The following is a 23,467-nucleotide window of genomic DNA, read 5'->3' on the forward strand; positions in this document are numbered from 1 at the left end:
GAGCCCCAGTTTTAGACAGGAGCAATCAGATATAAAATCAATTTGGGTTAAATCTAAGAGATACATATGCGCAAACTTTGTATGCAAGAAAAAACTTTGATGTGTATGGTATCACAGATGTCTCGTTAGGTAACATTGTTGCTTATGTAAACCCAGGTGTAAACTTTAGGTTAGGTGATTTTAATCCACTTTCTCAAACTGCTGCTTTTCAAAATTCATTACTGGCAAGCAAATAAAATAAGAAGTTTTATATGGGTGCTGGTATTGCACTTAAATTTTCGAGATTTAATGCCACCATACAAAGCGATAAGGTTGAAGACCTCAACCTTATGGATAGTGAGTTCATAAACAATCTATTTTTGAACAGTCACTATTCATCTAACCGATGATCTGTAGGTATGCGCTATATGTATTCTAGAGGAGAATTGAGCGATAACGATAGTAAGTAATTTACAATGCTTACGGGCTCGTATCGATTTAATTAAATACCGAGTATTGCTTACTAAAAGCAGTAAAAAAATGGTTTTAAAAAACTAGTGACAAAACTTAATCCATCGGACTGAGCAAAGTGGTTTTTCAATTTGATGGTTGAAGGAGTTCGTTTCATCATATAAGCGAGCTTTTTTTAAATTAAAAACTTAATAATCAATGAATTTTATAAAAAATATTTTTTGTAGCATACTGTTTCTAGCTGGTATCATTTGCCAAGCACAGCTGGCAGATTTAGCTCGGATAGATTACACTATCTTACCAGCTAAAGATTCTGATTTTGAGTTTAATAGAACGAGAGCATCTTTTAACTATCCAATAAAGTTGAATGATAATCAAACCTATTTATTTCTAGGACTCGACTATAGCAATATTAATATCACCTACGGTGATGAAGAAGTTCCTTTTGATAGAGATGACCTGAATGGTTTTCAACTTATAGTTGTAAACATAGGGTATACTTCTAAAATAAACGAAAAGTGGCGTTTTGGTGCGCGTTTAACACCAGGTGTCAGTTCAAACCTACGCGCTAGTGATTTAGACATTAAAGATATAGTTTTCTCTAGTGACGTCGTATTTATTAATGATAAGAAAGATGACCCAACGGCTCTTAAACCCAACAGATTAATTCTGGGTGTTTCCTATTCTCAAAATAGAGGGTTTCCGTTTCCACTTCCGTTTATAAGTTATTATAGAAAGTTTGCAGAAAAATTTTCTTATAACTTTGGTGTTCCTAAGTCTAATATTCAATATCATATTTCAGATGCACACCGAATAAAAGTTTATGCACAACTCGATGGATTTACGTCAAATATTCAACAAGGCACAACCATAAATGATGAGCGTCCGGAGCGTTTTAATATGTCGCTCATACTTTCGGGACTTCAATATGAATTTCACTTTAAAGAACATTTTGAATTCTATTTAAGGAGTGCTTACATATTAGATAGAAGTGTCCAACTGCGAGATAGCAGGAATAATGAGATTTTTGAAATAGATAATAGCAATGGATTCTCGTTAAGTACCGGGTTGCGGATTAAGATATAATAGAGGCTAATTTAAATCTGAAAATATCCATAATTTCATATCATTGATAATGTGTTTATCAGATTAATATCTTCATTCAAAAAGTTTGAACTCTGTCCCTTCGCGGTCACAAATGGAAAGAAAACCATCAAAAATAATCAAGCTTGCTTAGATTTATTTTTTTGGTGGTTTTCTTTTATCAAAACGGCGCTTTTATGGACTATTATAGATAATACTTTTAAGGCTTCTTAAGAGTTCTTAGTATGTCTCTTTTATCTAATAATTTTACAAATAAGATAAAAATACTAATGTTACAATATCACTATTTAAAATAATATTTATAGACCATTTCTAAAATAGACTCTCCTTGAATTTTTATTAAAATAAGTGAGAGTAGTACTGCAGCTGTTGTCGTTAAAATATAGAGTAATCCATACTTTACGATTGAGAAACGATTCTTATCTAATTCCTTTTTTAAATTTGAGTTCATAGCTGTTCAATTTAATTTCCTAATTCTAATTGGTTTTTAACTAAGTTGTAATAATCAGCTTTATTTTCAACCAATTTTTCATGGCTTCCTAATTCAACGATAGTTCCATTTTTCAATACAATAATTTGATCTGCATTTTTTACAGTACTCAAACGATGTGCTATAATTAGTACTGTTTTTTCTTTAAAAAATGATAATAAATTATCGTGTATTACTTTTTCATTTTCTGCATCTAAAGCACTAGTAGCTTCATCAAAAAACACATAATGTGGATTTTTGTATACAGCTCGGGCTATCAAGATACGTTGCCTTTGTCCTCCTGATATACCGTTACCTGCTTCTCCAATTTTGGTTTTTAATTTTAATGGTAATGAGGCTACAAATGATTCTATGTTAGCTACTTTAAGTGCATGATCTAATTTTTGATAATCTATGTTTTCATCTCCTGTAGCGATATTTCGTTCTATTGTATCAGAAAAGATATATCCATCTTGCATAACGACACCACAATTACTTCTCCAACTCATTGGTGATATGTCTTGCAAGTTATGTTGGTTTATAGAAATACTTCCTTGTACAGGGTCAGAAAATTTAAGAAGTAATTTCATGAGTGTTGTTTTACCACTACCACTTGCTCCTACAATAGCTGTTGTCTTACCTTCTGGAATTAGTAAATTAATATCTTTTAATACTAAAGGAGAGTTTGGTCCTTCATATTGGAAATTTAAATTCTTGATATGAATTCCTCTAGGTCCTTCGTTTTGATTTATAAAATCTTGGTCTGTTAGTTGTAAATGATGTTCTTCCTCTTCTTCATCTTGATCTTGTACTTCACTTAATCTTTCGAAACTGAGTTTTGCATCTTGTAAAGAGCGAAAGAAGCGTATCAACTGACTCACAGGAGAGTTCATTTGTCCTATGATATAAGAGATTGCTAGCATAGAACCTATAGTTAGATTCCCTAAAATTACTTCTCTAACAGCAATAAAAGTGACTAAGATATTTTTTAATTGATTTACAAAATCAAAACCAATAAGTTGAAACTGGTCTAATTTTAGAATACGAATATTAACATTAAAAAGCTTTACTTGAATTTGCTCCCATTCCTCTCTTTTGTAATCTTCAAATCCATTCAGTTTTATTTCTTCAATACCATTAATCATTTCATAGATAGAATCATGATTTTCACTATTGTTTTGAAAACGATAGTAGTCTAATATTTTTCTTTTCTTTAAGAAGAGTGTAGACCAAATAATAGCGATAGCTGTTAGCAACGCATAAACAATAACAATTTTCACATCATAATATAAGAGTACAAAGAAGAAGACAGAAAAGTTAATAACCGAAAATAAAGTAACTAGACTTTGAGACGTTAGGAAATTCTCAATACGTTCATAATCTTGAATACGTTGTGTAAAATCTCCTGTAAGTTTAGTTTCAAAAAATTTAATAGGTAATCTCAATACTTTAGTTAAGAAATCAGAAATTATTGAAATATTAATACGGGTTCCTATATAGAGCATGATCCAATTTCGGACAATTTCTATAATAGTAGATCCTAGAAATAAAAATACTTGTGCTAATAATATAGCAAAGACTATATTGAGACTTTTGAGATTAACTCCTTTATCTATTAATGTTTGTGTTAAAAAAGGGAATATTAATGTAAATAAACTTCCAGCAATAAGTCCTAATATTAATTGGAAAAACTCTTTCTTATATGGTTTTACAAAACGATACAAATATGAGAAATTAAGCTTGTTTTCTTTAGGGACTTCTTTGTCATAAAATTCTTCTGTAGGAGTTAAAAACAATGCGATTCCTTTATCTTCTGTTTTTAACCAAGACTCCTTAAACTCTTCTTCATTAAGTGAAAGAAAACCATAACCAGGATCAGCAATTTTAAATGTAAGTTTTTTAGTAAAAACATTTTTTGTGATTTTATGAAGAACAACAAAATGGTTTTGATGCCAATGCAATATACATGGGAATGATGATTCTCTATATAATGCTTCTGGTGTTAATTGAGTAGGAAATGTTTCAAAACCAATATCTTGAGCTGCATCATTAATTGCTAGAAGACTTACGCCATCCCGGGATAGAAAAGAAATCTCTCTTAGGTGATTTAACGAATACTTTTTACCGTATTTGTGTGCGACCATAGCTAAACTAGCAGGTCCACAATCTGTCTGATCATGTTGTTCTATAAACTTCATACCAATTCTTTTTTAGTTCTATACTTTGCAATTCCTATACATCGTTTATAATACTTCTCAAGAATGCCATATAGTACTAATTCATGCATTCTGGGATTTGTTTTTATCAAGCGATTAATACACATATGAACATGACTAGCGATGAGGTTATATAGTTGGATTTTTGTTAAGTTTTTTTTGAGATTAATAACTGCGGGTTTTATTCTCTCAGTTCTATCTTGAAATAGAGGTGTTAGTATATGTGTGTTAGAAAGAACATCTTCTAGTTGGTCTATATGGGCTCTATATTTAAGATCGATTTGTTTCCTTACTTTTTTATCGGCTTTGAATTCTGTGTAAAAGCTTTTGTAAAATTGAAAAAGTAAATGTTGCTTCTCTTGAAGTGTAATTTCAAAGGCATCTAATAAAGTATCAATACTTTGTAAGCTGTATAACCATAGTGATTCACTATCATTAGTTTCTCTTGCATTCTTTAATAAATTAATAACGAGATCACTGTCGTGAAAGAAAATAGTTTCGCTTTGTGCTATATGATGATGATGATAACGTTCTAATTCTCTTTCGTACGTTGCTAATTGTAGTTTCCAGATAGATTTGCTTTCTATATATGGTTGTATATGCTCATTAAAAATAGTAATAATCTCATTTTTATGATCAGGGTTTGTAAAGTGAAAACGAACTCTTAAATGAAATTTAGGATCATTATAGCGAATGAAGAACCATTTATCTATGAGTTCTTTCTCTTTTAAAGTGGTGATTATGTTTTCAAGGGTAGTCGTCAGTATTTTATCTGCAATATTTGCTCCTGTATATACTTTAAAATATAACCACTCATCGCCAGGGATAAAATCTTTTTTCACAAAAGAAGTTGTTTTTTCTTCAGGGATATAAGTAGCAGTAGTAAAAGGATTCCCCTTAAAAGAAACTACCTGTTCATTTGCAAAAGGAGTTTCTTTTTGATCTGAAAATTGATACATACTTTCGGTAAACCTAATGTACTTACTTTTATTAAGGTTTTCCTCTATAATCCCTAGCATGAATTCATTTTCAGTATCTAATGTTAAGGGCTCACTGCCTCCTTCTGAAAGATGGATATATCTAGGAATTTTATGATCTTTTTTAAACGTTTGAAATTTGTCAAAATTGATGGTGTTATTTTCATTTAAGAAGCTTTCACATTCAGAAATCGTAAAGCGCCATCTTGCAAGGGATAATACAATTCTATTATCATATTCAATTCTAGGGATGAAGCTAAAATGTTGTGTGATATTTGTGTTCAGATCTAATGATAATAGATTTGACCTATACTGTGATTGTAAATCGCATAAGAAGTGATAGATAGAAATTGTGCCATAATGATAATTCTGAGCACATGACAAAAAAGGAATAATTTCTTTATTAAGTTTTTTACTTCTTACTATAATTTTTGTTCCAGTGACACGTATCATGAGGTCATTAAGATCAATTTTTTGCGTGTGATTAGAAGTATTACCAAAAATAGGAATCTCATAATCTCTATTGATATTTCTCATGGCTATATTCCCTGCTTTGTATGTGGTTAAATGAGTAACCTCAGCTACTATTTTTTCTGGAAATAGATTCTTTTCAGCTTCTGCAATTTCATTACCAAATTCAGTAAGTTGGTTATCATTACTCATGAATCTTCCAATATAATGAGCCGCTGTAGCTCCTCCAGCAGAGGTGATAAACATCTTACCTTCTGATCTTGCATATATCATGGGGAATGTACCTCTTAATGTAGTTGTTCTATTTTCAAAAGCACTTATGTCTTTATTCTTTAGATCTATAGAAGTTTCTCCATTTTTTAAAGCATCCATAATCGTTTTAAACCAAAATGTATCAGCTTTTGTATCACAAGAAATTTCTTCATGGAAAGAACTTGATTCTGGGAATGTAAGATCGTCTATAAGCCATGAAGAACTACCGTCATATAAGCTTTGGATATACCCAATCCCAGTTTCTTTATCTAAAGCTTCTAATAATGGGACTTCAATATCATCATATCTTTCTACAAATGCTTTTTTAAATGCCTCTAGGTTTTTATATGAGGTATATTTTTTTTCAGGTTTTTGAGTTGCAAATACAGAAAGTAATTGAATCGCTTCTTGTAACGATGTGTGATCTTCTTGTGAGTTTTGAGATAATACTTGTGGTAAGTGTACTCTTTTTAAATCTGTATGTATTGTACTTTTATCGACGTCCCAGTTTAATTTTTTGATTTCACTGTGTAGTAATTCATATTCAGCTATTTCATTTCCTATAATCTTAGCATCTAATCGATCAATAATAGTTTTTATAGTTTTTAAAACAGTGATGATAGCACTTAAAGTAGTATCATTATCCCAAGCACGATCTGCATGAGTCGTAACAAACTCAAATACTTGATTAAAAGGAGCAGGACCATTAAGACTAAAATCTAATGAACTAATAATAATTTGAGAGTGAATTAAATCATTTATATAATGAGTAACCTGATCTATAGTAACACCTTCAACATGATCCATCAAAAGCTGTATAAGTTCTTTTTTTGTTTTTGGTGTTACTTTACAATTTGATATGATAAGTTGTAAAACAGCGTCAAGATCTACATCTGATAATGTAAACTTTCGTTCACCAGAATTACTTTTAGAAGATTCAATATATCTACAGCTTATATCGTTAGTATATGCTGTATCATTTATGTGATAATGAAGTTTTTCTTGTACTACTTTATGATTTTGTAATAGATCTATTATATGTGATAAAAATGAGATGTCTATTCCTGTAAAACGCTCAAATGAAGCTTCGTTATCTAGAGTGGAGTTTTTGATTTTAGAAGGGTTGACAATACCATAAGAAGCAAATAACCCAAAAGGAACACAATTTGTGATAGCTCGTATATAGTATTTTAAAATACTTTTAAACAGCTGTTCTTTCTTGTGTGATGGGTACTCTTCTTTTTGAATTGATTTTTTCCATTCATAAAATAACTCTGGAGAGGCTAAAAAAATAGCTTCTTTAAATGTTGAATCTTTGAATAGATTTTCAACAAACGGAATAATATCTTCTTCTTTGGTAGGAATTGTTTTATAATTCTCTAAAGCATAGAAAGGAGTTCGTATAACTTTTGTGTCAAAGGTCTTATATAACTGCTGCTGTTTCATTTGCTATTTCTTTTTTAAGATTAAACACATCACTTATGCCTTGTAGGTTTTTGATTTTTTGAGTGTTATTAATTTCTGTGTCCATTAAAATAAACTCGTCAATACCATATATGATTTGGTACTCATGTAATAAGTCATATAATTGATTCATAGAGCTTACATGAATTGTTGTTGATTTTTTAGTAGCTTCAAATTTTGAAGTAGTATTAATCATATTTTTAGAACCAGATGGATCATACGATATTCCTAATGCTAATGTTACTTGAGGTAAAAAGTTATGCTCTTGGTAAAACATTTCTTTATACATAGTAAGCTCATCTTTATTGTAATTGACATCAATTAAACCACTGCCGTGCATAATAGACCTACAGTAATTCATTTTATATTTGATAGCATCTGGAAAGTTTCTATAAGAAATAGATAAGTACCACAAATCTGGTAATGTCCCTCCAAATGGTGGAAGTACTATTTGATTCTTTTGTAAGTTTTCTAATTCGTTTTGTAATAGGTTGTAAATCCTTTCAATTTTTTTATCAAATAATTGTTTGTCATTTATATCATATACTTGATCGGTCAGATAGTGATTATCGGGACTACTTTTAGCTAATCCAAGATCTATTCTGTTTGAGAAAAGATTATTCAAAAATTTGAAATTTGAAGCTGTAAAGTAGGGTTCATGGATTTTTGCTAAAACACCGGCAGCACCTACTTTAATTCTTTCTGTCATTCCAACAATTAAAGCAATTAACATTTCTGGAGAACCATATGGTAAGTCTTTGTCATCATCGTGATGTTCTGTAAGCCAAAACCTCGAAAAGTTTAATTCATCTGCATGAACAGCATATTCTATAATATCTTGTATTGTACCTAAAGCGGTTTTATTTTCTTCGCGATACCCCATTTCTAAGAGGCCTATTGATAATTTTTCCATTTTTTTGTTTTTTAGTTTAATAGAAAAACACGATCCCAACCAGCACTCTCTTGACCATTATAATCAGACAATACAAATAATGGACCTAGCCATCCTGTTAATAATTCGAGATCCTTATCACTTGGTTGTTTTTCTAATTCCTCCTCCATTACGTTTACGGTTTGTTCTAACCAGTATGTATATGTTTTATGGAAAATAGGTTCTCCTGTTAAGTCATATATTTTTTTGTAAATATGTGCTACTCCTGAAGTGCCATGACACATATAACAATCAGATATGGCAGTGTCTTCAATAGCTACTCTCATACTTACTTCATCTATCATTTCATTTGCTATTTGGATGTACTTGTTTTCGTTAAATGTTGTTCCTACTTTATATAGCAAATACATTCTTGATAAATCACTATTACACCATCCTAAGCGGTCTGTATAATGCACTATGGTACTTTTGGATGTAGGGTCAATTACAGTTCCTTTTTCTGAAATCACGTTGTAAGGAAAAATGGAAGGATAATCATAACCATCATGCATGATGGTGATGCCACTAGGATCCATAATATCTCTTTTAAACTGTAAAAGCGCATCTGTTGTTTTGAGGATAAGTTCTTTTGCTTTAACTTGTTGTATACCTTTGTTGTAGATTTCAAGAAAAACTGCTATAATAGCTAAAGAACCATGTGCAAAACCAAAATTAATTCCTTGGCTATACAGATCATCTACTTGATTATAGAATAGAAAATCATTTTTTTCTGCATAGTCAAAAATGACATCTATAAGATTTTCAACATACGTTTGCGCATTTACTTCTTGTAAATAAAATAGGAGTCCAATAGCTCCATAGAAATAATCAAAATTACCTTTAGACACAGCATCAAGACATTTTGTATATACAGTATCAGAAATCATTTGAACTTGTTCTGAATAAGAATCATCTAATATTCCACCTTGAATTAATTGATTGATAACAAGTCCTAGTCCTGGAATCCCATCTGCTAATGACGGCTTTTCGGTAAGAGAAGACTTGCCAGTATTCATGTCATCAAAAATGTTTTCAAGAATTTCTTCTATTTTACTTAGGTATCTCTCATCATTTTGATTTTTATATAGTTGGTAACAAGTTTGTGCCAATCCCAATTTTCCAATCAAAATATCTTCAAAGTCAATCGTCTTTGCATTACTATTCAAAATTCTATTTTGGATAGTTGTTACTATTGTATTAATTCTTTTATCCATGATTTCTTTTATTTATAGTTAAAAAATGTCAGGTATTTACGGTGGGCTAATTTCATTTCGTGTGATAGTAGTGTAATTCCTATGCCGCAAATCCCATGAGAGAAGGAGAGTTGTATATCTTCATCAAATCCATTGATGTACGTATCGTATCCTGCCCAAGGAGTATTATTGTCACTATGAGTGATTATTTTGTCTAACCAATATTGTGAAGCACTTTTAAAGTAATCGTTATTGGTTTCTGAGGCTAAGTCGCTGTATAGTGCAAATAAGCCAGATGCTCCATAAATAAGCTCAGCATCTTTTATGTGTGTGTTTTTAGGATCTCTAAATCTTGCTGTATTTTCAAGTATGTATGTACCATAGTTTACATATTCTTGATGATTCAATATATTTCCAATCCTATAGATGGCATACCCTATTCCTACATCTCCATATACTAAACTTTGATATGATAATTGTTTTCCAGATTGCAATTCGAATGGAAATAAGTTTACGCCGCAATTCTTCTGATGCTCTTTTAAAAATCGAATTCCTTGTACAATTAAATTGTTACAAACTTCTCTTTTGATTCCTTTTTCATAAACTAATGAAAGGAAAAATAGAACGCCAGCAATGCCGTGGAAAAACCCAGGTTCTATGGTTAGATTTTTTTTGTCTCTGAAACTAAACTTCCAGTATGTTTTATTCGTTGAAGAAATAGATAAAGTCTCTATTATTGTTATAATTTCTTCAAGTGTTTTATGATGGTTTGTAAGAAGACTGGCATCTAGATAATAATGTCCTACTGCTATAATTCCACTGATAGCATCTAGGTCTTTCTCTTGTATTTTTTTTTGTAGATATACGTTAATGTATGGATTAAGTATTTCTAAATATTCTTTTACCGTAGCAGTTTCTATGATTTGTTCTCTATGTAAAAAGCATAAGTATTTTGCAATTTCAATAATATGTAAATGCGTTATAGCATTTTGGATGCTTCCACCTTCTGATAAGCAACTAAACGATTGATCTAAATATGAAGATACATGCTGTAAGTACGTTTGATCATTGGTACTTAGATACTGATAATAGTTAAATAACGACAATCCTAATACTCCTTCTTCTAAACCAACAGCTTTTAATATATCTGCACGCATCTCTAAAGTTTCTTCTATAGAAGCGATTACTTGTTGGTATGTTTTTTCGAGTATCATTGGTAGTTATAGTTTATTATACAGTATGATTTTGTGGTTTTAATGTTTGGTAAGCTTTCGCGAAAGCGTATATTTTAAAATAACAACATGTAATAATTGATGTCTTATTTATAAATCAATTTCTTCTTCCACTCCTCCGCAGCTATGTCTTCGGCACGTACACTTAGGTCCGCTAGATCCTTGGCCTTTTATATTAATCATTTGGCTGTCTTCTAATTGAAGTAAAGTTTCTTTACTTATCTGTAATCCTTTATTTAATTTGATTTTCATTTGTATATGTTTTTGTATTAAAATAACTTTGTTGTCTATTAGAATAGAGGATGTTATAGTCAACTATTCTGATTTTAGAGCTTTTCCTATGATGGATATTTTACCTTCTTAGGTCTATAAGATGATTTAGTTTTATAGCTCTTTATTTAAATTTCATACTAAATTAGTTTTAGCATTTTTATACTAAAATGTTTGAATTGGTTAAAAAATCAAGGTAGAAGGTGTCGTAGTCAACTACCCTGATTTTTTAGGAGCTTAGGCTACAGCCACTTCATCATTACCTTGACAAGAGTTTCTTCGGCAAGTACAACGAGGTCCACTAGATCCTTGTCCTTTTACGCTAGCCATTTGGCTATCTTCAAGTTTTGTTAAAGAATCTTTAGTTAATTGTAGTCCATTGTTTAATTTGATTTTCATAATAAATAGTTTTAAATAATTGATAAAAAATGTTTGAATTAATTAAAAAGTCAAGGTAGAAGGTGTCGTAATCAACTACCTTGATTTTTTTTAGAAGCTTAGGCTACAGCTACTTCATCATTACCTTGACAAGAATTTCTTCTACAAGTACAACGAGGTCCACTAGATCCTTGTCCTTTTACGCTAGCCATTTGGCTATCTTCAAGTTTTGTTAAAGAATCTTTAGTTAATTGTAGTCCATTGTTTAATTTGATTTTCATAATAAATAGTTTTAAATAATTGATAAAAAATGTTTGAATTGATTAAGAAATCAAGGTAGAAGGTGTCGTAGTCAACTACCTTGATTTTTTAGAAGATTAGGCTACAGCTACTTCGTCGTTACCGTTACAAGAATTTCTTCTACAAGTACAACGAGGTCCACTAGATCCTTGTCCTTTTACGCTAGCCATTTGGCTATCTTCAAGTCTTGTTAAAGATTCTTTAGTTAACTGTAATCCTTTGTTTAATTTGATTTTCATAATAAATAGTTTAAATAATTAATAAAGTAGAGTACCTTTTTGTGTCATAAACTCTTTTCTTGGACGATCGCTTGCAAGCATTTTATAGTTAAGTCTGACATTTATTGGCCAAGCCAAACTTTAGATATAAATTTTAATTTGTTCTTTTTCGTTCTTCTTCGTTACTGAATTTTCGTTTCTTATTTCTTAGCTTATTGTTTCCAAATCGGTACACCGCAGATAATCGTAACCTTCTCGAATCGTAATAGTTTTCATACTGAACTCCAAGCCCGTTTGTGATTCCTTCTACCACAGCAATGTTGCTTCTTAGGATATCTGTAACTTGAAGACTTAAGGTTAGGTCCTTATCAAATAAGAGTGCTTTAACTCCTGCATCTAGATTACTTACACTAGATATTTTGTATACTGAGTCTACTCCAGGGGCTTCATACCAGAAGTTAAGCTCTCCTAATAAGGTTTTATCTTCATTAAAGAAAAAGGCATTGTCTATAGAGAAATTAAAGTTAATTCCGTCTTGAGACTCTATAGTGTTAGGGATGGTAGAATCTACCTTTATATAGAATACATTAAGTTGTGCATAGGTTTCAAACCAATCGAAGTAATCAAATGTATATGACTCTATGAGCCCAATACTAAAGTCTTCTATAAAATTCCTCCATACGGTAGCCTGTATATTAGAACCTTCTTCTACAAGTGTAATTTGATCTGCTCCATCTGTTGTTCTAGAAAAATAGAGGGATGTACTTAAGTTATTTTTAAATATGTGTGCAAATTCTAAATTATCAGTGAATGAAGGTTGTAAAAATGGGTTTCCTTCTGTGAATGCAAAAGAGTTAGAAAAAAACCTAAAGGGGTTAAGTCTACCATAATTAGGACGACTTATTCTTCTTCCGTAATTTAAAGAATAACTATTGTCATCATTAGCATTATATGTAACATATGCAGTAGGAAATAATTGCGTATAATCATTTGTAGTTATTTCATCTAAGGTGATGGATCTTCCTTCGGTTTGTGTGCTCTCTAAACGTAAGCCAACTTTAAAATCCCATTTGTCTATAGATTTTCCAGCACTTACATACGCAGACTGTGTGTCTTCTGTATATTCAAATAAATTGGACTGGCTATCATTTAATGTAAATACTCCATTAGCAAAGTTTAGTAATGAGATGTCACTATTATTCTTAGTGAATGAAACACGTCCTCCAAAAGATAGATTGGCAAAATCTAACGGGAATTCAAAATCTAACGCAGATGTAAATACTTCTATATCTTGTGCAGAGTTGTTTCTAAAAATATCTTCAGAGTCGTTTATAAAATCTCCATTATTAAGAAATGTACCTGAGTCATTTAATCTAGATGATGTATTGTTATAGGTTAAGTAATCAACATCAATAGACATGTTTTTTCCTAATGTGTCTAGCTCGGTTCTGAAATGACCATTTAAAGAGTGATAGTACTGTCGTATATCTGAATCACCCCGTGTTAGAATTAATGAGTCTACATTATTAGAGGCTCTATTAATAATATTAGTTCGTATCGTTTCATCAATATTGCGTCTATTCGTATTTCCTAAATATTGAACCCCTATAGAACTTCTGTTGGAAATATCGTAATCAACACCTACTCTTGCTGTAATGAATTCAGAAAAATTATCTTGTTCACTATCTGTATCCCACAGTTGGTCAGGATAAAACACTTTAAGGTTTTCTGTAGGAGCTGTAGCGCCGTTACTTGAATTTACATTAGCAAAGACAGAAAACTTATTTTTTTGATAGGTAATTCCTCCTCCTAGATAGCCTCTTGGTAATGTGGCTTGTTGATATATAGACCGTACATAACCACTTAGATAATCTCTCTTTACATTTTTAAGTACGATATTAATTAATCCGCTATTACCTTCAGCTTCATACTTTGCAGGAGGGTTGGTAATCACCTCAACCTTTTCAATATCTTCAGAGTTAAGAGACCTTAGATAATTAGATAAATCTTCACCAGATAAACGTATCAATTGGTTATTAACCATGACATTCATATTGCTTTTACCAAGCAAATTAATTTCATCTCCTTTTACACGTACACCTGGTGTGCGTTGTAGTATGTCAACAGCATCTCCACTAGAAGCCACAATACTATTTGCAACATTAAAAACAAGCCTGTCTACTTTTCTTTTAATAGTAGGTTTTTTAGCAGTGACGATAACTTCATCTAATTGATTTTGGCTTTCTTTTAATGTAATTAAGCCTAAGTTAGTATCATTTGATGGTGAAATTTCCTTTGTCCAGTCCTCAAAACCTAGATAACTAATGACAAGAAGAAAAGTTTCGTCAGTAGTTACTGTAATATTAAATTCTCCATTTTCATTTGTAACAACACCAGTGATTAAAGAACCGTCTGTGTTATTTTGTGCAATAACATTTGCAAATGGGATAGGAGTACTCTGTGTATCATTAACAGTTCCTTGATATGTTTGGGCTGGGGCGATGTAACTCAATAAGAGTATAAACATGCAAGTGGCTAAATTTTTCATATGTTTAATTTTATATTTCAAAACTACTGGTGATTAAGTGATTACATGCTACACAAAAGAGTAGTTGTCTCCTTGAGTACTTAAAACTACACTTTTGGGTAGTTGAGGAATTTGAGTAGAATTTGACGGAATTGTATCTACAAGCCCTTTGTTTTTGTTGTAAAAACTAATTAACCCGTCATATGTTAATGAAACAGGAATTGTTTCAGAACCTAAGTAATCTATAGATTTACCTATAACAGTTGCTTTTATTCCCATTAATGATAGCACTCTTAAGAGCTTACTATCACATTCTGCAAAGGCAATGTTATCTTTGTGTTCACAGATAGGAGCAATGGCACAAACCATTAATTTTTTAAAAAGATTAATGTCTCCAGCATCTTTTTTTATAGCAAATCGACCTATGTGGTAAATGTTATTTATTGATGGTTGATGAATCGCTAATAAAGGATTTATTCCAAAAATCTTTTGAATTGGTAAAGTATCTGTATAGTTCCATCTTAAAACACGAATGGCTCCAAGAATACTTCCTGAATAATCTTTAGCAACAAAAATTTGAGAATTTTTAAAATAATTTAATTCTTCTTTTTTGATAGAATTAATATCCTTTTTGTAATCTTCAGGAAGTATGTTTTCTGAATGATGTTTGAAGTTTTCTGTAACAACAAATTGAGCTAAATCTAAAATTTGATTTGCATTAAGTTTTTCTAAATAGTTCTTTGTGAGTATCATAATGGATTATTTTACTCTCAAAGCTATTTCGGTAGCACCGCTAGTACGCTACACAAAAGGCTAGTTATTAGTATGTTACGTAAAAACTACACAAAAGTGTAGGAAATTAAGAGGTCTCTGAAAAAAGCATATCTTTGTGTTTATTAACTATTTAGGTATATGACAGACGTAAATGATTTTTTTTCTTTTAAGAATACAGTTAATAATATTTCTAGTGAGGAAGAAAAGCAGACTGCAAATTACTTAGAGACTATAAAAGCCTTTGCAAGAACTACCTATAAAAGTATCTATGTAATAGATTATCAAAAAAAAGGTTTTGAGTTTGTTTCTGACAACCCTCTTTTTTTATGTGGGCATACTGCAGATGAAGTGAAGGAAATGGGATATGCTTTTTATTTTAAGTATGTAATAAAACCTGACTTAGATCTCTTGCTGAAAATTAATACTGTAGGATTTGAGTTTTATGATAAAACACCTTTAGAAGAGAGGCGATATTATACAATATCGTATGACTTTCATATTAAAAATCAGGAAGGAAAGAAAATTCTAATAAATCAAAAATTAACTCCTTTATTTTTGACTCAAGATGGTAAGATTTGGAAAGCCATTTGTATTATCTCATTATCTGATGAGCAAGAATCAGGTAATATAAAGATTTATAAAAAGGGTGATAATAAAATCTTTAAATATGATTTAGAAGGTGATTTTTGGAAAGCCACAGAATCTATTAAATTGACAAGTAGAGAAAAAGAAATTCTACAATACTCTACGCGTGGATATACCATAAATGAAGTTGCAGAAGCTATTTTTGTTTCTCCAGATACGGTAAAGTTTCATAGAAGAAAACTATTTGAAAAACTAGAAGTTGTCAATATCTCTGAAGCAATAGTTCACGCAACAAATAATAAGCTTATTTAAGAGTCCATAATCGTTGATAAGTAAAACTCTGGAAATTTCTTAAACTCTTTATCTGTAGCTATATTAAAAAGGATATGTGTACACATCGCTGCGACTGTCCAAGACGCAATAGACAATTGTGGAGGTGATAAGACTTCTTTTTCATTTCTATATTTTTCTATAATATCATCTATCCAGTTATGTGGTGATCCCCAGAATTTTAAATAACTAGAAGCATATTCTACCATATTTACTTCATTAAAGACCTCTTTGGGTTTTTCTATAGATGTAAGCGATAGTCCTCCAGGGGCAATTACAGCAACTAAACCTCCCCAACCTATATTGTAAGGATGTAAGACCGGAATACTATGTTCCTGACAAACTTTGTCAAATAACAATGGCACATCTGAAGAGAAGTCTAATGCATTGATGGCTATTTTGTGTCCAGTAATATGTTCTTCTACATTTTCTGAATTTAAAAAGCCATTGTATACTTTTATAGTTGCTTCTTTATTTATTGATAGTAATCTGTTTTTAATAGCTTCTGTTTTGTCTATAGAAATATCATCCTGCGTATAGTTTTGTCTGTTGAGGTTAGACAGTTCAACCTGATCTCCATCAATGATGGTAATATTCTCAAACCCTAAACGCAACGCACATTCAGCAATAACACTCCCTATACCACTACCTCCTAATATAATAGGCGTATTTTTGATTGTATTTTGCTCTTTTTCAGTTAGATAAATCCTGTTTCTGCTATATCTTGTTTCCATCTCTGTATTAGATTTGAAACAAAAGTACTAGGTAACTAATCACTATATATTACCTAAAAGGGTAGTTTTTATAATAATGATGTAAAAATCAAGGGTTAGGCTTAAAAAACTATTGAATATTACATTATGTATAGACTTATTAATTTCTTAATGAATAAGAGATTTGGTAATAATGTATTAATAAATAGATGGGTGAAGATTTATATGAGACCGAAATCATTTACGATAGTGATAAGATGAGTAGTGCTTTTTGCATCAAAGACATCTCTTAATTTTTCAAGTTTTTTTTCAATAATACTTATACTATATGGAGTGATATTTTGTTCTTGAAATTTTTTTTGAATTTGCTTCTGCGTATAACCATCGGCCAATTTTCTTAATAATAATTTTTGATAATCATCTAATTCAAAACTATTTTTTTTATTAAAAATGTCTCCTAAATGAGAAGAGATATAGATATCATTTTCATATATAGCGTTTATAGAATTTATTAATTCCTGAGAATCGTTACCGTCTTTACAGATATATCCGTTTATTAAATATTTGGAAAATAATAATTTGATTTTAGAAGGTTTATTTTCTATGGAGTATACAATAATTTTGATATTACTTTGAATTTTACGGATCTCCTTTATTAACTCAATACCTGAACTTATTTTCTCCTTTCTATGGTTTTTATCAAACGATAAATCAGTAATGAGTAATTGAAAAGGTACATTTTCGTTATGAGCTTTTTTAAATTCTATGATAGCTTTATCGCAATACTGTGTGTTTGTAATACCATCTTCACGTATTATTTTTTTATCAATAAGTGTTTTTATAATGCCATAATTAGCAATTTCTAAATCTTCAACAATTAAAATTTTTGTAAACATATTGTTTTTCTAATTAGGAAATTAATCTTCTACATATCGTTAGGAATAATAATAATAGCCTTAACTCCTTTTTCTCTTGTTATATCAAAATTAATATGTCCATCAATATTTTCTATATGGTTTTCCATAATATGAAGTCCATTTTTTTTCTTGATAGCATTCCAGTTTATACCGACACCATTGTCGGTATAAGTGATTAATAAATTATTCTTGTTTTGCTTAAAAGTGATACTAACAATAGTTGCATTACTGTATTTATCCATATTGATCATTAACTCTTGGATTACTTTGTAAATAACTATTTTTTTTATTTGTGATTGATCAACCCATTGTATATGATCTATATCAACAGGGTAAATGTTTCTTGAGTCTGATATGTAGCTAGATATAAGTTCTTTAAGTTCTATTTCGTAAAATTCAAAATCAATATCTGTATTCTCTCTAGATATATCTCTTGCTTTGTTGTAGATAGCGTTTAGTTTCTTTAAAATAATAGGAATATTAGGTTTATCCGCTATTATTTTTTTGATGAGATAAATGTCACTAGCAATAGTATCGTGTACCTTTTTGGATATCCTTGTTTCGGCATGGTATGCTGTCAATATTTTTTCAACCTTATTACGTTCAGCTTGTAACTTATCTCGCTCTTTTTGAATTTTAGAGCGTTGTATCGTATAAATTATAATTGAAATGATGATAAACGAAAATATAATGATAAGCCATTTTTTGTAATTTCTTTCGTTTTTTAATTGTTGTTCTTTTTGAATTTTTTCTTGAGTCAAACGATCATTTTCAAACTTAGTAGGTGCATATATTTGCCTTATTTTTTTTTGAGTTTCAACTAATGATTTACTTACATTTTTAAATTCTCTATATTCTTTTACAGCATTAGTATCAATGGTAGTTAGATGATCTAATGATTCTAGTATTGATAAAGGATTATTTATTAGTTTACTATTTCTATAAGCCTCTTTTGCATGTTTAATAGCTTTTGAATTATCTTTTCCCGAATAGTATTTTGATAAATGTATATTACTAGCTATAAGATCTGCTGGATATTGATTTTTTTGTCTAATTTTTAACGCATCTAGAAATAAAGATTCACTTGTGCTATTGTTTTTGTTATTAAGCCATCTAATCTTACCTAAATTACTTAATACCCTAGCTTTTTCGTTTTCATTTTGAATAATTAATGGATCGACTAATAGTATTTCTAAAATACTTGTAGCTTCTTCAAATTGATGTAGATCAGCAAGAATATTTGCATTGGTAATCTTAAACTTTACTATGTTTTCTGGTTTGATTTTTTCACGAAAACTTTCATGTTCTACTAATGATAAGGTTTTCTCATTCCATAATAATGCTTGTTTGTAATTTTTCATTTCGCGATAACAAACTGCTATCGTATGATAAAGCGCAACACGAATTTTTAAATCAGAAGAATTAGATAAATATTTTAACCCATCTGTAGCAGTGATAGTACTAGCAGTATAATCCCCTAAGGTTTTCTGAGTGTTTGCCATTGAAAATAATCTCTTTACAGCTAGACTACTATCTTTTAATTTTCGATGTACTTGGAAAGATGTATTGTAATTATTAAAAGCCTTAGTGTAATTGTTAAGTGCAGAATAATAAATTCCTAGTTTATTATATGCTTTGCCTATATACGAGCTGTCGTTGTTTTTTTTTGCGTATTCAAGGAGTTGTTCAGAAACTTTAATAGCTTCTTTATACTTTTTCTGAATACCTAGAATACGTGTTTTATACATATATCCTTTATAAGTAAATGAATCTATTTTTAAACTTATGGAACCATAGATATAATTATCAATAGCTTCTACAGCTTTAGTGAGTGAAGTACTTTTCTTACTGATTATATAATAACTAGTAAGACTATCTGTTTTTTTTATAAAGTCAGGAGATGGCTCCTCTTTTTTTATGGAATTACAAGAGCAGTAAAGTAATATAAAAAGAAGGAGGGATGTTACTTTATAGTTTTTTTTCATCCCTCCAAAGTTAACTTATTTTATTAAAGTGCTATTTTTTAATCTGTTACATTCGTAATAGTACTTTCTTTATCTACATGATTTTCACTTTTTTTAACCTTGTGATTCGTCTTTGTATCACTGTTAAAACTTGAATTTATATAGATAGGTGCTATAATTTTTAGAATACTTATCATATTATATCATTTTAATAAAAGAAAGATCAAGATACCTTGATCTTTCTTCCTAGGTTTATTAGATATCTCTATTCTTCATCATCTTCTAAAATAACTTCACCGTCTTCGCCCACAGTTTTTTTAGATGTTTGATCACAAGGTGTATGTTTATGATCTTTATTACAAGAATTGTCTTTAGATATTGTACAGCATAATTCTAAATAACTGTCATCATTAGATGTTTCTACAGGTTGTTCTGTTGAAGGAATATCCATAAGAATGACTTCTTCTAATGGTTCTTTTTCACAACTTTGTATTATTAATGTTGCATAAATTACTACTGATAATTTTATTATTGTTTTCATGTTTTTTAAAATTTAAAGTGTTTGCAGTGTTGTTATGCGTAACCGGTATTTGCCTTCTAACATCTGCTTAATTAGTTTTGTAGATTTCTACTTTGCAAATGTTGAGATAGTAGTTTGCCGTCTAAAAACGCCTGATAACACCAGTCATTAAATTGAATGTAATAAATTGATTATCAGTTAATTGTGACTATTTAAAAATAAAAAATATATTAAGTGTTTTAAAAACAAGAAGGAGGGTGTTATGGAAATCCATAAAATGTATGAGCGTATATAAAATACATTTGTATCAAGCTAAGTATACGCTATGGAGCACTCAAATTCAGAAATAATAGAGAAACAACGGATTGTATTTATCACTTTTATGCAAGACGTTGTTAGGACTTATAGAAAGAATACTCGGGAGAAACGTAAGGTTGTTGATTACAGTAGAAATGATGTAACAAATCTTCGTGCAGATATAAATAAGTATTTAGAGAAACATAAGAGTGTTGATGAAGATAAAGCAAAGACTATTGGCTTTACAACTTTACTAGGTTATGTTGAAATTTGTCAGCATGAGCATAAGGAATTAAAATATAGAGAATATATACTTAACTCATGTGCAAAGTATATAGATATTGAACCTAAATATAGAGACTTTAGACATTATGTAGAAAGATCTAAGGATCGTTTGAGACTATCAGGTTATTCAACAAATCATTTAATATATCCCTATAAAAAACCTGATGATACTATAAATAAAGAACTAAAATCTTTCGATTATAAAGAAATGTCATATGAGCTATTATCTACTCTAGATAAAAATCAGATTGATAGATATATTAAATTTTACTTAAAAGAAGTAGATGATATTAAGTCTAATGATAAAGCTAATTTCTGGCTTGGTGTTCTATTACTTTGTAAACGTCAATACTATTTAGTGATAAAGCGTTTAGAAAAATGCATTGACCTAAACCCTATAGATGAAGAATATCATTACAATCTTGCTTTAGCTAAGTTTAAAGGAAGAATTCCCTTTATATTAAAGAGTAAAGAGATAGAAAGTATCGGTGTTGATATAATGAATGCTATAAACCTTAATCCTGATAAGCGGAAATTTTATGAGCTTCAGTATATCATACAAGAAGAATTTTATAAGAAACGCTCATTACGCCCCCATTACGATGAAATATCCTTAGCATATATAGACACATTCGATCAGGACGAAATAGAACGTAACCGACTACTTGATGCTTTGAATATCATTGATTTCTTTAATTAAACAATACAGTTATGACATCTAATGGTGAAAAAATTTTAAATTACTTTAAACAAGGAACTTTTACTTTTAAAAAAGTAACAGACGAAGAATTTGATGAATTAATTCAAAGAGCAATAGCTCCATTACAAAAAGTTGCATTACAAAAAACGCTATTACATGAGAGTGAATGTATACGAGATTCAGAAATGCTTTTTGGACCTGCACGAGCAAAAAATAGTCTGCTTGAGCATCATTTTAAAAAAGGAAAAGATGGTTTGGTAAGGTACACTCCTATTGTAGTAACCATTATGAATTTTACAGAACACGAGCTGGTAATCTATAAATGTGTTTTTGACCCCATAACAGAAACGGCATTAAATCAAAGTACATGGACCTATTTTTATAAAGAAATAGTCTCTATAGAAACAAAGGAACCTTCAAGGACGGGAGAATTTCTTACTTCAACACAAAAGGTACTAGCCAAAGTTCCTCTCATAGAACTTTTAGTTAAAGGGAAACAAAAACATTTTAATGTTTCTAAGGAATTTATTTTAACAACTCGCGGAAGTTCTTTTTACAAGGCAAGACTATCAGATTATGAAATCCTTGATGAAGTAGGAGGCGAATTTAAAATATCTGAAGCCGAAAATACAATCAGAGCGATTCGTACAGCTTTAAGAGATAAACAACGATAAAATAGACAGTATAAATATTCTCTTGACAGTTTATGGAAGTCCATAAAATAGAACACTAACTTCTTGTTATGTTTGAAAGTAGAGAACAAAAGTACCACTTTTTTAAAGTGTTTAGTACGTCTTTTTTCTAGCAAAAGAATATAAAGTTTATGTCACGCTTTCAATATAAGTCATTCAGTTTTTTTGTATACCTAGGACTCATTGTAGGAGCAATGAAAGGGTATGAATTTCGAGGAGTGGTAGGCATGCTCTTATTGGGTTTGTTCTATGGGGTCATAGGTCAATACGTTGGGAAATCTGGTACTATTATTATTAAAATTTTACTCTTCATTTTTTTTGTTTTACAAAATAACTTTTTAAGAGAGTATTTGTCATACTTGTTTTCAGAATTAGGAGGATTCTAAGACTAGAATAGGAGCTCTTAATAATAAAACATGATTTTTTAAGAAGTAGATAGCTTATTACAGTAGAAGCAAAACTAAAGAAAGATGCTTCTAATACTTTGTAAAATTGAATCCTTAAATCTCGTAATAATAAAGTTCAAAAAAATAATATAAAATGAAATCAATGATAATTAACCTGTCAAATCTATATCCTGGTAATATCTGGATCAAAAGACTAGGATATTTAGTACTTGTGTACAGTATAGGTGTAAACTGTTTTGTTGGAAAAGTTCAAAATAAAATCATTCAAGAGATTGAAATCAAAACAGAAAACATAGAATCTAGTAATATGCTATTAAGAGCAAATGATTTCCCAGATCTAGAGATCATCAAAATAGAAAAAGGGAGTACTATTGAAAGAGTCTTCAAAGAGGTTAAATCCTTTCTAGAAAACACATTTGGTATAAAAGTAATGACCGTAAAAAGGATAAATGAATTAGCAGATTTAAGTAACAATATAAACGAAGAATCTCAAAAAATCACCACACATATAAGCGCTATCAAAAATTTATTACACACAGTTCTAAATATAATACAAATCACAAGTAATTTAATATGGCTTTCCATTATATGGGCAATTATTTGGTTGTATTTTGATATTAAAAAAGGAAGCGTAAAACGTTTTACTAAAATAGGATTGTTGCTTTCTATTCCTTTTAATATAATGGCTTTTTACATGTTGTCAAATTACGTAAATGAATATCTAGTTTCTTTCATGTAATAGTGATGTATTAACATATTTAAAGATGGCGCTTCTTTATACGCTTTCGCGAAAGCGTACCCAGTAACATTCCATAAAATAAAGTAGCAATA

Annotated in this window: 22 protein-coding genes; 6 read left to right on the forward strand and 16 right to left on the reverse strand. The window is 30.1% G+C overall.

All coding sequences use genetic code 11. From position 1 onward, the window contains the following. Positions 1–77 precede the first annotated feature (77 nt). A complete protein-coding gene (locus tag Q1A01_RS05400) occupies positions 78–236 on the forward strand; it encodes a hypothetical protein (protein WP_299677141.1) in 159 nt (52 codons plus the stop codon). 412 nt (positions 237–648) lie between these two features. Then, positions 649–1,536 carry a DUF6268 family outer membrane beta-barrel protein gene (locus Q1A01_RS05405; RefSeq protein ID WP_299677143.1) on the forward strand — a complete coding sequence of 296 codons (888 nt, stop codon included), beginning with the start codon at positions 649–651 and terminating at the stop codon, positions 1,534–1,536. A gap of 301 nt (positions 1,537–1,837) precedes the next feature. Here Q1A01_RS05405 and Q1A01_RS05410 read toward each other — a convergent pair whose 3' ends face one another. The 12 genes from Q1A01_RS05410 to Q1A01_RS05465 all read right to left on the reverse strand — a co-directional run bounded on the left by Q1A01_RS05410 (position 1,838) and on the right by Q1A01_RS05465 (position 15,205). Then, positions 1,838–2,005, reverse strand: a complete 168-nt coding sequence (locus Q1A01_RS05410; protein ID WP_299677146.1) for a hypothetical protein — start codon at positions 2,003–2,005, stop codon at positions 1,838–1,840. Positions 2,006–2,016: 11 nt separating this feature from the next. Further along, the gene (locus Q1A01_RS05415; protein WP_299677149.1) at positions 2,017–4,221 is read right to left on the reverse strand and encodes a peptidase domain-containing ABC transporter; all 2,205 of its coding nucleotides are present in this window, start codon (positions 4,219–4,221) and stop codon (positions 2,017–2,019) included. Continuing rightward, positions 4,218–7,385, reverse strand: a complete 3,168-nt coding sequence (locus tag Q1A01_RS05420) for a lantibiotic dehydratase (RefSeq protein WP_299677152.1) — start codon at positions 7,383–7,385, stop codon at positions 4,218–4,220. The genes Q1A01_RS05415 and Q1A01_RS05420 overlap by 4 nt, the downstream gene beginning before the upstream one ends. Then, a complete protein-coding gene (locus Q1A01_RS05425; protein ID WP_299677155.1) occupies positions 7,363–8,316 on the reverse strand; it encodes an LLM class flavin-dependent oxidoreductase in 954 nt (317 codons plus the stop codon). Before Q1A01_RS05425 ends, Q1A01_RS05420 begins: the two co-directional genes overlap by 23 nt. An 11-nt stretch (positions 8,317–8,327) precedes the next feature. Beyond that, complete coding sequence (locus Q1A01_RS05430) at positions 8,328–9,548, reverse strand: lanthionine synthetase LanC family protein (RefSeq protein ID WP_299677158.1); 1,221 nt, start codon at positions 9,546–9,548, stop codon at positions 8,328–8,330. An 8-nt stretch (positions 9,549–9,556) separates the two neighbouring features. Next, positions 9,557–10,741 (reverse strand): lanthionine synthetase LanC family protein, encoded by a 1,185-nt coding sequence (locus Q1A01_RS05435; RefSeq protein WP_299677161.1) that lies wholly within the window; start codon positions 10,739–10,741, stop codon positions 9,557–9,559. Between the two features lie 108 nt (positions 10,742–10,849). Further along, positions 10,850–11,011 (reverse strand): class I lanthipeptide, encoded by a 162-nt coding sequence (locus Q1A01_RS05440; RefSeq protein ID WP_299677164.1) that lies wholly within the window; start codon positions 11,009–11,011, stop codon positions 10,850–10,852. 255 nt (positions 11,012–11,266) lie between these two features. Further along, positions 11,267–11,428: a class I lanthipeptide gene (locus Q1A01_RS05445; protein ID WP_299677167.1), complete on the reverse strand. Its 162-nt coding sequence runs from the start codon at positions 11,426–11,428 to the stop codon at positions 11,267–11,269. A gap of 98 nt (positions 11,429–11,526) precedes the next feature. Beyond that, positions 11,527–11,688 carry a class I lanthipeptide gene (locus tag Q1A01_RS05450; RefSeq protein WP_299677167.1) on the reverse strand — a complete coding sequence of 54 codons (162 nt, stop codon included), beginning with the start codon at positions 11,686–11,688 and terminating at the stop codon, positions 11,527–11,529. 96 nt (positions 11,689–11,784) lie between these two features. Continuing rightward, positions 11,785–11,946, reverse strand: coding sequence for a class I lanthipeptide (locus Q1A01_RS05455; RefSeq protein WP_299677169.1), 162 nt, complete (start codon positions 11,944–11,946; stop codon positions 11,785–11,787). Positions 11,947–12,079: 133 nt separating this feature from the next. Continuing rightward, the gene (locus Q1A01_RS05460; RefSeq protein WP_299677171.1) at positions 12,080–14,473 is read right to left on the reverse strand and encodes an outer membrane beta-barrel family protein; all 2,394 of its coding nucleotides are present in this window, start codon (positions 14,471–14,473) and stop codon (positions 12,080–12,082) included. A gap of 48 nt (positions 14,474–14,521) precedes the next feature. After that, positions 14,522–15,205: a hypothetical protein gene (locus Q1A01_RS05465; protein ID WP_299677174.1), complete on the reverse strand. Its 684-nt coding sequence runs from the start codon at positions 15,203–15,205 to the stop codon at positions 14,522–14,524. 159 nt (positions 15,206–15,364) lie between these two features. On the opposite strand from Q1A01_RS05465, the gene Q1A01_RS05470 reads away from it, so the two are divergent. Then, positions 15,365–16,123, forward strand: coding sequence for a LuxR family transcriptional regulator (locus Q1A01_RS05470; RefSeq protein ID WP_299677177.1), 759 nt, complete (start codon positions 15,365–15,367; stop codon positions 16,121–16,123). Here Q1A01_RS05470 and Q1A01_RS05475 read toward each other — a convergent pair. The 4 genes from Q1A01_RS05475 to Q1A01_RS05490 form a co-directional block, all read right to left on the reverse strand. Next, entirely contained in the window at positions 16,120–16,875 is a 756-nt protein-coding gene (locus Q1A01_RS05475) for a ThiF family adenylyltransferase (protein WP_299677180.1), read from the reverse strand. The two genes, Q1A01_RS05470 and Q1A01_RS05475, sit on opposite strands and share 4 nt — an antisense overlap. Before the next feature lie 200 nt (positions 16,876–17,075). After that, positions 17,076–17,750: a response regulator gene (locus Q1A01_RS05480; protein WP_299677183.1), complete on the reverse strand. Its 675-nt coding sequence runs from the start codon at positions 17,748–17,750 to the stop codon at positions 17,076–17,078. 29 nt (positions 17,751–17,779) lie between these two features. Beyond that, positions 17,780–19,756: a tetratricopeptide repeat-containing sensor histidine kinase gene (locus Q1A01_RS05485; protein ID WP_299677186.1), complete on the reverse strand. Its 1,977-nt coding sequence runs from the start codon at positions 19,754–19,756 to the stop codon at positions 17,780–17,782. Positions 19,757–20,000: 244 nt separating this feature from the next. After that, positions 20,001–20,276 carry a hypothetical protein gene (locus tag Q1A01_RS05490; RefSeq protein WP_299677189.1) on the reverse strand — a complete coding sequence of 92 codons (276 nt, stop codon included), beginning with the start codon at positions 20,274–20,276 and terminating at the stop codon, positions 20,001–20,003. 304 nt (positions 20,277–20,580) lie between these two features. On the opposite strand from Q1A01_RS05490, the gene Q1A01_RS05495 reads away from it, so the two are divergent. From Q1A01_RS05495 to Q1A01_RS05505, 3 genes are all read left to right on the forward strand, one after another. Further along, on the forward strand, positions 20,581–21,537 hold the full coding sequence (locus Q1A01_RS05495; protein WP_299677192.1) for a hypothetical protein: 957 nt from the start codon (positions 20,581–20,583) through the stop codon (positions 21,535–21,537). An 11-nt stretch (positions 21,538–21,548) separates the two neighbouring features. Further along, a complete protein-coding gene (locus Q1A01_RS05500; RefSeq protein ID WP_299677195.1) occupies positions 21,549–22,211 on the forward strand; it encodes a hypothetical protein in 663 nt (220 codons plus the stop codon). 558 nt (positions 22,212–22,769) lie between these two features. Then, entirely contained in the window at positions 22,770–23,375 is a 606-nt protein-coding gene (locus tag Q1A01_RS05505; RefSeq protein ID WP_299677198.1) for a hypothetical protein, read from the forward strand. Positions 23,376–23,467 lie beyond the last annotated feature (92 nt).

This window comes from uncultured Dokdonia sp. (genome assembly GCF_947492815.1).
In the GTDB taxonomy this organism is placed as follows: Bacteria; Bacteroidota; Bacteroidia; order Flavobacteriales; family Flavobacteriaceae; genus Dokdonia.

Excerpts from the sequence above, each read along its gene's own strand:
- Q1A01_RS05405 (WP_299677143.1), top strand. The coding sequence starts at position 649 with ATGAATTTTATAAAAAATATTTTTTGTAGCATACTGTTTCTAGCTGGT.
- Q1A01_RS05410 (WP_299677146.1), bottom strand. The coding sequence starts at position 2,005 with ATGAACTCAAATTTAAAAAAGGAATTAGATAAGAATCGTTTCTCAATC.
- Q1A01_RS05415 (WP_299677149.1), bottom strand. The coding sequence starts at position 4,221 with ATGAAGTTTATAGAACAACATGATCAGACAGATTGTGGACCTGCTAGT.
- Q1A01_RS05420 (WP_299677152.1), bottom strand. The coding sequence starts at position 7,385 with ATGAAACAGCAGCAGTTATATAAGACCTTTGACACAAAAGTTATACGA.
- Q1A01_RS05425 (WP_299677155.1), bottom strand. The coding sequence starts at position 8,316 with ATGGAAAAATTATCAATAGGCCTCTTAGAAATGGGGTATCGCGAAGAA.
- Q1A01_RS05430 (WP_299677158.1), bottom strand. The coding sequence starts at position 9,548 with ATGGATAAAAGAATTAATACAATAGTAACAACTATCCAAAATAGAATT.
- Q1A01_RS05435 (WP_299677161.1), bottom strand. The coding sequence starts at position 10,741 with ATGATACTCGAAAAAACATACCAACAAGTAATCGCTTCTATAGAAGAA.
- Q1A01_RS05440 (WP_299677164.1), bottom strand. The coding sequence starts at position 11,011 with ATGAAAATCAAATTAAATAAAGGATTACAGATAAGTAAAGAAACTTTA.
- Q1A01_RS05445 (WP_299677167.1), bottom strand. The coding sequence starts at position 11,428 with ATGAAAATCAAATTAAACAATGGACTACAATTAACTAAAGATTCTTTA.
- Q1A01_RS05450 (WP_299677167.1), bottom strand. The coding sequence starts at position 11,688 with ATGAAAATCAAATTAAACAATGGACTACAATTAACTAAAGATTCTTTA.
- Q1A01_RS05455 (WP_299677169.1), bottom strand. The coding sequence starts at position 11,946 with ATGAAAATCAAATTAAACAAAGGATTACAGTTAACTAAAGAATCTTTA.
- Q1A01_RS05460 (WP_299677171.1), bottom strand. The coding sequence starts at position 14,473 with ATGAAAAATTTAGCCACTTGCATGTTTATACTCTTATTGAGTTACATC.
- Q1A01_RS05465 (WP_299677174.1), bottom strand. The coding sequence starts at position 15,205 with ATGATACTCACAAAGAACTATTTAGAAAAACTTAATGCAAATCAAATT.
- Q1A01_RS05470 (WP_299677177.1), top strand. The coding sequence starts at position 15,365 with ATGACAGACGTAAATGATTTTTTTTCTTTTAAGAATACAGTTAATAAT.
- Q1A01_RS05475 (WP_299677180.1), bottom strand. The coding sequence starts at position 16,875 with ATGGAAACAAGATATAGCAGAAACAGGATTTATCTAACTGAAAAAGAG.
- Q1A01_RS05480 (WP_299677183.1), bottom strand. The coding sequence starts at position 17,750 with ATGTTTACAAAAATTTTAATTGTTGAAGATTTAGAAATTGCTAATTAT.
- Q1A01_RS05485 (WP_299677186.1), bottom strand. The coding sequence starts at position 19,756 with ATGAAAAAAAACTATAAAGTAACATCCCTCCTTCTTTTTATATTACTT.
- Q1A01_RS05490 (WP_299677189.1), bottom strand. The coding sequence starts at position 20,276 with ATGAAAACAATAATAAAATTATCAGTAGTAATTTATGCAACATTAATA.
- Q1A01_RS05495 (WP_299677192.1), top strand. The coding sequence starts at position 20,581 with ATGGAGCACTCAAATTCAGAAATAATAGAGAAACAACGGATTGTATTT.
- Q1A01_RS05500 (WP_299677195.1), top strand. The coding sequence starts at position 21,549 with ATGACATCTAATGGTGAAAAAATTTTAAATTACTTTAAACAAGGAACT.
- Q1A01_RS05505 (WP_299677198.1), top strand. The coding sequence starts at position 22,770 with ATGAAATCAATGATAATTAACCTGTCAAATCTATATCCTGGTAATATC.